At 69.1% G+C, this 10,032-nt stretch carries 3 protein-coding genes, 1 tRNA gene and 1 rRNA gene; 1 reads left to right on the top strand and 4 read right to left on the bottom strand.

The features are described 5' to 3' along the window. Window positions 1-234 precede the first annotated feature (234 nt). Window positions 235-5,718, bottom strand: a complete 5,484-nt coding sequence (locus ACIF80_RS24380; protein ID WP_399808224.1) for a HAMP domain-containing protein — start codon at window positions 5,716-5,718, stop codon at window positions 235-237. Between the two features lie 436 nt (window positions 5,719-6,154). On the opposite strand from ACIF80_RS24380, the gene ACIF80_RS24385 reads away from it, so the two are divergent. Further along, a complete protein-coding gene (locus tag ACIF80_RS24385; RefSeq protein ID WP_399808227.1) occupies window positions 6,155-8,908 on the top strand; it encodes a SpoIIE family protein phosphatase in 2,754 nt (917 codons plus the stop codon). Between the two features lie 80 nt (window positions 8,909-8,988). On the opposite strand, the gene ACIF80_RS24390 is transcribed toward ACIF80_RS24385, so the two are convergent. From ACIF80_RS24390 to rrf, 3 genes are all read right to left on the bottom strand, one after another. After that, window positions 8,989-9,061, bottom strand: a tRNA-Thr gene (locus tag ACIF80_RS24390). Between the two features lie 100 nt (window positions 9,062-9,161). Then, window positions 9,162-9,824 carry a DegT/DnrJ/EryC1/StrS family aminotransferase gene (locus tag ACIF80_RS24395; RefSeq protein WP_399808260.1) on the bottom strand — a complete coding sequence of 221 codons (663 nt, stop codon included), beginning with the start codon at window positions 9,822-9,824 and terminating at the stop codon, window positions 9,162-9,164. 115 nt (window positions 9,825-9,939) lie between these two features. After that, window positions 9,940-10,032 (bottom strand): 5S ribosomal RNA (rrf, locus tag ACIF80_RS24400); the annotation flags it as partial.

Below are 10,032 nucleotides of genomic sequence, written 5' to 3' on the forward strand. Positions count from 1 at the left end.
CTTGTGCCGGTCATCGTAGCCGCACCCCGCCCGTCGCCACACCCTGTCACCGTGATGTCACTGTGCACATAGCAGAAACGCGGAGCGGGACCAGAAGGTTCCCCGAATCCCGTACTTCTACACGGCTTCACGCATGCCGCGTCAGCAGCTTCACGTGAACGGTGAAGCTCTCCTCCACCATCGCACGCCCCGGATCACCACCCTCACGCCCCCCTCTCTCCCGAGGCACCCCGGTCACACCCCCCGCATCCACTGCTGCATCACCGACAGCAGGTGATCGGGGTCGACCGGCTTCGTCACGTAGTCGGAGGCTCCCGACTCGATCGCCTTCTCCCGGTCGCCCTTCATCGCCTTCGCGGTGAGCGCGATGATCGGAAGTCCCGCGAACTGCGGCATCCGGCGGATCGCCGTCGTCGTCGCGTATCCGTCCATCTCGGGCATCATGATGTCCATCAGGACGACCGCCACGTCGTCGTGCTGCTCCAGCACCTCGATGCCCTCGCGGCCGTTCTCCGCGTACAGCACGGACAGGCCGTGCTGTTCGAGGACGCTGGTCAGCGCGAACACATTGCGGATGTCGTCGTCGACGATCAGCACCTTCTGCCCGCCGAACCGGATACCGCGCTGCGACCGGGACGTCGGATCCTGCTCCCGCTCCGTGGCCGGCGTGCCCAGCCACTGCTGCTCCGGCTGCTGCGGCGCGGGCCGCTGCTCCAGCTCGGGCAGGGGCCTGCGGCGCCGCCGGAACAGAGAGGCCGGGCCGTTCCGGTCCTCCCGGTACGGCGTCACCTCGGCCGGTGCCTCCACCGTCGCACCGGAGGAATCGGCCGACGCGGGAGTGCCGCCCTCCAGGGCCGGCATGGACTGCGGGTAGCCGTGCGGCGGCAACTCGCTCGGATGCAGCGGGAGATACAGCGTGAACGTCGAACCGCGGCCCGGCTCGCTCTGTGCGTGGATCTCACCGCCGAGCAGTTGGGCGATCTCCCTGGAGATGGACAGCCCGAGCCCCGTGCCGCCGTACTTGCGGCTGGTCGTGCCGTCCGCCTGCTTGAACGCCTCGAAGATCACCCGCATCTTGCTGGCGGCGATCCCGATGCCCGTGTCGGACACCGAGAACGCGATCAGGTCGGCGTCCGGGTCGGTCAGCGAACCGGCCTCCAGCAACTGCTCCCTGATGGCCTGCGGGACATCGTCGCGGGCCGGGCGGATGACCAGCTCGACGGACCCGGAGTCGGTGAACTTCACCGCGTTGGACAGCAGGTTGCGCAGCACCTGCAGCAGCCGCTGCTCGTCGGTGTGCAGCGTGGCCTGCAGCTCCGGGGAGACCCGCACCGACAGGTCCAGGCCCTTCTCCGCGGTCAGCGGGCGGAAGGTGGCCTCCACGTAGTCCACGAGCTGGACGAGCGCGATGCGCGTCGGGGAGACGTCCATCTTGCCCGCCTCGACCTTCGACAGGTCGAGGATGTCGTTGATCAGCTGCAGCAGGTCGGAGCCGGCGCCGTGGATGGTCTCGGCGAACTCGACCTGCTTCGGGGAGAGATTCCCCTCGGGGTTGTCCGCGAGCAGCTTGGCCAGGATCAGCAGCGAGTTGAGCGGAGTGCGCAGCTCGTGCGACATGTTGGCCAGGAACTCGCTCTTGTAGCGCATGGAGACCGCGAGTTGCTCGGCGCGCTCCTCCAGGACCTGCCGCGCCTCCTCGATTTCGGTGTTCTTGACCTCGATGTCGCGGTTCTGCCGGGCCAACAGCTCGGCCTTCTCTTCCAGTTCGGCGTTGGACGCCTGGAGCGCCTTCTGCCGCTGCTCCAACTCGGCCGAACGCTCCCGGAGCTGCTCGGTCAGCTCCTGCGACTGCGCCAGCAGCAGCTCCGTCTTGGTGTTCACCGAGATGGTGTTGACGCTGGTCGCGATCATCTCGGCGATCTGGTTGAGGAAGTCCTTCTGGATGTGCGTGAACGGGGTGAACGAGGCCAGTTCGATGACGCCCAGCACGGTCCCCTCGAACAGCACCGGAAGCACGATCACCTGGGCGGGCGGCGCCTCCCCCAGCCCTGAGGAGATCTTCAGGTAACCGCTGGGCGCGTTCGCCACCAGGATCGTGCGCTTCTCCATGGCGGCCGTCCCGATGAGCCCCTCACCGGGCCGGAACGACGTCGGCATCGAGCCCAGCGAGTAGCCGTACGAACCGAGCATGCGCAGCTCGTACTGGTCGTCGTCGGTGGCGCTCACGTCCTCCCCGTCGACCAGGGGCATCGAGAGGAAGAACGCGCCGTGCTGCGCGGAGACCACCGGCGTCAGCTCGCTCATGATCAGCGAGGCCACGTCCTCCAGGTCCCGGCGGCCCTGCATCAGCCCGGAGATGCGGGCCAGATTGCCCTTCAGCCAGTCCTGCTCCTTGTTGGCGATCGTGGTGTCGCGCAGGTTGGCGATCATCTTGTTGATGTAGTCCTGGAGCTCCTGGATCTCCCCGGACGCGTCCACGTCGATCTTCAGGTTCAGGTCGCCGCGGGTCACCGCGGTCGCCACGCGTGCGATGGCGCGCACCTGGCGGGTCAGGTTCCCCGCCATCTCGTTCACGGACTCGGTCAGGTCCCGCCAGGTGCCGTCGACGTCACGCACGCGTGCCTGCCCGCCGAGCTGCCCCTCCGTGCCCACCTCGCGGGCCACCCGCGTGACTTCCTCGGCGAACGACGACAGCTGGTCCACCATCGTGTTGATGGTGGTCTTCAGCTCGAGGATCTCCCCGCGCGCGTCGATGTCGATCTTCTTGGTCAGGTCGCCCTTGGCGATGGCCGTGGTCACCATGGCGATGTTGCGCACCTGGCCGGTCAGATTGGACGCCATCCGGTTCACGGACTCGGTGAGGTCCTTCCACGTACCGGCCACACCCGGCACCTGCGCCTGGCCACCGAGGATGCCGTCCGTACCCACCTCGCGGGCCACCTTGGTGACCTGCTCGGCGAACGCCCTCAGCGTCTTCACCATGATGTTGATGGTGTCGGCGAACTGCGCCAGCTCACCGCGCGCCTCGATGGTGACCTCCCGCGTGAGGTCACCGTTGGCGACCGCGGCGGACACCTGGGAGATGTTGCGCACCTGCGTGGTCAGGTTCTTGGCCATCAGGTTGACGTTGTCGCTCAGGTCCTTCCAGATGCCCGTGACCCCGGGCACGTGCGCCTGACCGCCCAGGATGCCCTCGGTGCCCACCTCGCGGGCCACCCGGGTCACCTGCTCGGCGAACGACGACAGCTGGTCCACCATCGTGTTGACGGTGGTGACGAGTTCGAGGATCTCGCCCTTGGCGTCGACGGTGATCTTCTTCGAGAGATCGCCCTTGGCGACCGCGGTGGTGACCTCGGCGATGTTGCGCACCTGGAGGGTCAGGTTGTTCGCCATGCCGTTCACCGACTGGGTGAGGTCCTTCCAGGTGCCGGAGACGCCCTGCACCTCGGCCTGACCGCCGAGGATCCCCTCCGTACCCACCTCGCGGGCCACCCGCGTGACCTCCTCGGCGAACGACGACAGCTGGTCCACCATCGTGTTCAGCGTGTTCTTGAGCTCGAGGATCTCCCCGCGCGCGTCCACGGTGATCTTCTGCGACAGGTCGCCCCGGGCCACCGCGGTCGCCACCTGGGCGATGTTGCGGACCTGCGCGGTGAGGTTGCCGGCCATGCCGTTCACCGAGTCGGTGAGGTCGCGCCACACGCCGGCGACGCCGGGCACCTGGGCCTGGCCACCGAGCCGGCCCTCCGTGCCCACCTCGCGGGCCACCCGCGTGACCTGGTCGGCGAACGACGACAGCTGGTCCACCATCGTGTTGATGGTGTTCTTCAGCTCGAGGATCTCCCCGCGCGCGTCGACGTCGATCTTCTGCGACAGGTCGCCCCGGGCCACCGCCGTCGTGACCTGGGCGATGTTGCGCACCTGACCGGTCAGATTGGACGCCATCGAGTTGACGGAGTCGGTGAGTTCCTTCCAGGTGCCCGATACACCGTCCACCCTGGCCTGACCGCCCAGCCGGCCCTCCGTGCCCACGTCCCGGGCCATACGCGTGACCTGGTCGGCGAAGCTCGACAGCTGGTCCACCATCGTGTTCACGGTGTTCTTCAGCTGGAGCATCTCGCCGGACACGTCCACGGTGACCTTCTGGGACAGGTCGCCGTTGGCCACCGCCGTCGTCACCTGGGCGATGTTCCTCACCTGACCGGTGAGGTTGCGGAACGCGGTGTTGACGGAGTCCGTCAGGTCCTTCCAGGTGCCCGCCGCCCCCGGCACCTGCGCCTGACCGCCCAGCTCGCCCTCGACACCGATCTCGCGCGCCACGCGTGTGACCTCGGCACCGAAGGCGGACAGCTGGTCGACCATCGTGTTGACGGTGTTCTTCAGCTCCAGCATCTCACCGGCCACGTCCACGGTGACCTTCTGCGACAGGTCGCCGTTGGCCACCGCCGTCGTCACCGCGGCGATGTCCCGCACCTGCGTGGTCAGGTTGCGGAACACCGTGTTGACGGAGTCCGTCAGGTCCTTCCAGGTACCGGCGGCACCGGGCACGTTCGCCTGGCCGCCCAGCTGCCCCTCGGCCCCGACCTCGTTGGCGACCCGGGTGACCTCGTCCGCGAAGATCTTCAGCGTCTCGGTCATCTGGTTGATCGTCTCGGCCAGCTGCGCGACCTCGCCACGTGCCGGAACGGTCACCTTCCGCGACAGATCGCCGTTGGCGACCGCGGTCGTCACCTCCGCGATCCCGCGCACCTGGGCCGTCAGGTTCCCGGCCATGGTGTTGACGGAGTCGGTGAGCTCCTTCCACACGCCGTCCACCCCGGACACCTGCGCCTGCCCGCCCAGCGCACCCTCGGTGCCCACCTCGCGCGCGACGCGGGTCACCTCGGAGGAGAACGCCGAGAGCTGGTCCACCATCGTGTTGACGGTGTTCTTCAGCTCCAGCATCTCGCCTTCGACATGCACGGTGACCTTGCGGGACAGATCGCCCCGGGCGACCGCCGTCGTCACCAGCGCGATGTCGCGCACCTGCGCCGTCAGCCGTTCGGCCATGGTGTTGACCGAGTCCGTGAGGTCCTTCCACGAACCGGACATGCCCCGCACCCGGGCCTGACCGCCCAGCTTGCCCTCGGTGCCGACCTCGCTGGCCACCCGCGTGACCTCGTCGGTGAAGGTCGACAACTGGTCGACCAGGTTGTTGACGGTACGCCCGACCTTCAGGAACTCGCCGCGCAGCGGCTGCCCCTGCCCGTCGCCCAGCTGCGCCCGCAGCTCCATCCGCGGTGACAGATCACCCTCGGCCACCGCCGACAGCACCCGGCTGACCTCGGAGACGGGCCGCACCAGATCGTCCACCAGCGCGTTCGAGTTGTCGATCGCGCTGGACCAGGAGCCCTCACAGGCTCCCGTCTCCAGGCGCTCGGTGAGTTTCCCCTCCCGCCCCACCGTGCGCCGCACCCGCGCCAGTTCACCCGTCAGATGGAGATTGCGGTCGGCCACCTCGTTGAAAACCGCCGCGATCTCCGCCATCACGCCGTCGCCGGACACCGTGAGCCGCTTGCGGAAATTCCCGTCCCGCATCGCCACCAGGGCGACCATCAGGCGGTTCAGGGCCGCGGTGTCCACCATGGTGGTCCCGCCCCGGGACCTGCCCTGCTTGCCAGGGGACTGTCCGCCTTTCGCGCGCGTGTTCGTGCCCCGCGTCGCTGCGCCAGACTCCACTGTGTCCCTCCCGCAGGGGTCGACCGTTACTGCTGTACTCGGGTACCGCCGCACGGCGTACCTGTGACTGCTGACTGCTTATGTCTACTGTGCTTACTCGTGCATATGCGTGTACTACTGCGATACCTGCCCTGCCTGCCAGGGCTCTACCCGGGCCGCCGTCCGGCCCGGAGGGCACCCGCCCTGTCCGGCCTTCGCAACAACCGGCCTGCCCAGTGTTTCACCCCCGCCGAAGCAGGCCATAACAGTTCGGCAGCTTCGCACACCGTCCGCACTCTCTCCGGACGTCGGACACCTTCCGACGGAAACACAGCGGACCGGCCTCCGCTCGGACCGCGAAGGTAAGTAACCTTGCATCCGGCTGTCCAGCCACGCCGGTCCGTCCGGTCCGGGCTGTGACACGGAGACGAGCGGGCATCGGAGGGCGGCCGCACACATGACCAGCGGACTGATCCCGGGGGAACAGCCCCCGGACCCTCGGCCGGCGAGCGGCCTGCCGCGCCAGCGGCCCGAGCCGGTCGGCCATGGGAGCATGCCCGTCGAGAACCGGTCGAGGAGTTCTGTGATCACCGCGCGCGCGGCCGCCAGCTTCGAGCCCGTCGGACGCTCGGTCGCGAGTGCCCGCTCCTTCGTCCGCGACACCCTCCAGGGATGGGGGTTCGCCGACATCATCGACGACGCCGTGGTCCTCACCAGTGAGCTCGTGACCAATGCCGTGATCCACGCCGGCACCTGGGCCGACCTGCTGTGCCTGCGCTGCGACGAGGGCGTACGGATCGAGGTGACCGACCGGTATCCGGAGCGTGAGGTCCCGCTTCAGGGCCCGGCCTCCGGCATGGGCAGCCCCGACCGCGAGGGCGGGCGCGGCCTCCAGCTCTGCGCGGCCCTGGCCGGCCGCTGGGGCGTGGAGTACACCCCCGCCCACAAGACCGTCTGGTTCCAGCTCGACGTCCCCGACCGCCCGGTGGGCGCCCGTTCGGCCGGCCCGGCGCTGCCGTCCGAACTCCTCCCGATCGCCGACGCCCGGGTCCGTGTCGCCGTCGTGCAGATCGACCGGATCGGCGCGATCTCCTCCTGGAACGAGGACGCGGAGGAACTCTTCGGCTACACGGCCGACCAGGTCACCGGCAAGCCGCTCACCGACCTCGCCGCCTGGCCGCACACTCCCGGCACCGGCACCGGCATCGCGGAGGCGCTCCAACTCTCCCGCTGGGAAGGCAGCTACGGCATAAGGGACACCAGCGGCCGGGTGGTTCCCGTCTACGCCTCGCACCTCCGTGTCCGCGACACGGACGGCGATCCGTCAACCGTGTGCCTTCTCGTCAGGGAGCACGAACGGGCGGTCCTGCAGACCCCGTTGCGAGGTCCCTCCGCCGACTCGGCCGGCTCCTCCGAGAGCCAGAGCGCCGACCCCTTCGAGGTGTTCATCGGCTCGCCCGCCCCGGACGACCTCGACGGCCTCCTCCAGCGCACGGTGGAACGCGCCCGCGACATGCTCGACGGTGACTCCGCCTTCCTGCTCCTCGCCACCGATGACGAGACCGAACTCGAGGTACGTGCCTCCACCGGCCTGCCCTCCGCCCGTCAGCGCTTCGCCCGCGTCCCGGTGGAGGCCGGATCCGGCCGCTACGGCTCCGCCCGCATGCCGGCCGTCCATGACGACCTCTCCTCCCTGCCCGGTGCGGTCCCGCTCCTCAACGGCACCGGGATGCGCTCGGTCGTCACGGTTCCGCTCAAGGTCGAGGGCCGCCTCACGGGCTCCCTCGGCGTCGCCGCGGAGGGGGCCGGCCGGTACTCCAACGAGGAGGCGCTGCGCCTCCAGTTCGCCGCCGACCGTATCGCCCTGGCCGTCGAGTCGGCCCGCCTGGGCGAGCTGGAGCGACTGCGCCGGGGTTCGCTGAGTTTCCTCGTCGAGGCGTCCGACCTGCTGGCCGGCACCCTGGACCGCGACCAGACCCTGGCCCTCATGGCCCAGATGACCGTTCCCACCCTGGCCACCTGGTGTGCCGTCTACACGATCGCCGACCAGGCGTCCGAGCCGTACCTCTCCTACGTGCTGCACGAGGACGAGGAGCTCATCGACGGCATCAAGTCCCTGCTCTCGAAGATCGCCCCGCCCGATCCGGTCCCCGCCCCCGGCGCCCGCGTCTGGTCGGCGCCCGGCGAGGTCGCCCATCAGGCGGCCCTGCGCTCGTCCATGCGCAGTCTGGGCCTGTCCAGCGGCCCGAGCGGCCAGGTCACCTCCGGCATCGGTCCCACCCTCACCACGGCCTCCGCGGTCGGCGGCGAGACGGTGGTCCTCCCGCTGGTCGCCCGTAACCGCGTCATCGGCATGCTGACGCTCGGCAAGCCGACCGACGAACACTTCCGCCAGGAGATCCTGGAACTCGCCGAGGACCTCTCCCGCAGGGCCGCCCTGGCCCTGGACAACGCCCGTCTCTACTCCGAGCGCACGGCCATCAGCCAGTCCCTCCAGCGCAGTCTCCTGCCGCCGGAGCTCCCCGACATCGACGGCGTCGAGGTCGAGGTCATCTACCGCGCGGCCGGCGAGGGCAACGAGGTCGGCGGCGACTTCTACGACCTGTTCCCGATCAGCGACGGCACCTACGGCTTCGCCATCGGCGACGTCTGCGGTACGGGTCCGAACGCCGCGGCCGTCACCGGTCTGGCCCGGCACGCCCTGAGACTGCTGGCCCGCGAGGGCCTCAGCGGCCCTGCGGTCCTCGAGCGCCTGAACTCCGCCATCCTCGACGAGGGCGCCCGCAGCCGCTTCCTCACCCTGCTCTACGGCGAGCTGCGCCCGCGGGAGGACGGCAGCGCGGACCTGAAAGTGGTGTGCGCCGGCCACCCGCTGCCGCTGCGCCTGCGCCAGGACGGCACCGTCGAACCCGCAGCCGAGCCCCAGCCCCTCCTCGGCGTCCTGGAGGACCTGGAGCTGTACGAGCAGACGGTCACGCTCGATCCGGGCGACGTCCTGCTGTGTGTCACCGACGGTGTCACCGAGCGCCGTGAGGGCTCGCGCATGCTCGGTGACGACGGCCTCGCCGACGTCCTGACGACCTGTACGGGTCTGACCGCCGGCGCGGTCGCCGCCCGCATCATGCGCGCGGTGGAACGCTTCGCCTCCGACGCCCCCTCCGACGACATGGCGATCCTCGCCATGCGCGTCCCGGAACTCCACCAGGAGTGAGCTGGATCAGACCTGCCGTGCCGGATCGGATCCGGGCATGAGAAAGGCCCCGCCCGGGAGGGCGGGGCCTTTCTGTTCGGAGCCCCCAAACGGAATCGAACCGTTGACCTTCTCCTTACCATGGAGACGCTCTACCGACTGAGCTATAGGGGCCTGTTGCTGTCTGCGGTTTCCCGCCTGGCAACGGAGTAGATCATACCCTGAGCAGCCCGTGCTCCCAACCACCGGTCCCCGGCCGGTCCTCGGCCGCGGTTCAGACAGCCGGCTGCAGCAGCCCGCCCAGTGCGTTGCACGCCGACGCGACGCGCTGCATGTCCCGCTTGGTCAACGAAGCGTCCACGGGCAGGGCGAGCGTCTCATCGGCAGCCCGTTCGGTCTCGGGCAGGGACACGCACCGCCGGAACTCCGGCAGCCGGTGCACAGGCGTCTTCACCGGCACCCTGCATTCGACTCCCTTGGCCCGCACGGCTCGTGCGAAGGCGTCCCGGTCAGGTCGTCCGTTTCCTGGAATCCGCACGACGTACTGCTGGTAGGTGTGCCCGTCGCCCCCGTCGGGCGTCCGCACACCCCGCAGTTTCGCATCGAGGTAGGCTGCCCGCTCCCTGCGCCGGGCCACCTCGTCGTACGGAGCCTCGGACTCCCCGAGCTCCAGCACGAGCAGGCCGTGTCGCTGTCCGAGAGCGTGCAACCGCGCGAGGTCGGCGTGCCTGCCGAAGCGATGCACGGCGACGACGGCCGCCGTGCGGGGGGTGAGGGCCGCTTCCACGGCGGCCGGCGCGAGGCAGTAGGTCGCCGGATCTATCTCGGCGAACACCGGCAACGCACCTGCGAGAGTGACGGCCTCGGCGACTTCCACGTTACCGAAGGCGGACACGACCACCTCGTCACCGATTCCGACACCGGCGGCCCTGAGCAGTGCAGCAGTACCCATGGGAACGATGCTCGTTGCGCAACGTGAACTTCAAGTGACGCAGAACAAAAAAGGGTTGGACCCCGAACCGAAGTTCGGGGTCCAACCCTTTTCAAGATTTGTTCGGCGGCGTCCTACTCTCCCACAGGGTCCCCCCTGCAGTACCATCGGCGCTGTAAGGCTTAGCTTCCGGGTTCGGAATGTAACCGGGCGT

Source organism: Streptomyces sp. NPDC085927 (assembly GCF_044540975.1).
Classification (GTDB): Bacteria; Actinomycetota; Actinomycetes; order Streptomycetales; family Streptomycetaceae; genus Streptomyces; species Streptomyces hirsutus.

Excerpts from the sequence above, each read along its gene's own strand:
- ACIF80_RS24385 (WP_399808227.1), top strand. The coding sequence starts at position 6,155 with ATGACCAGCGGACTGATCCCGGGGGAACAGCCCCCGGACCCTCGGCCG.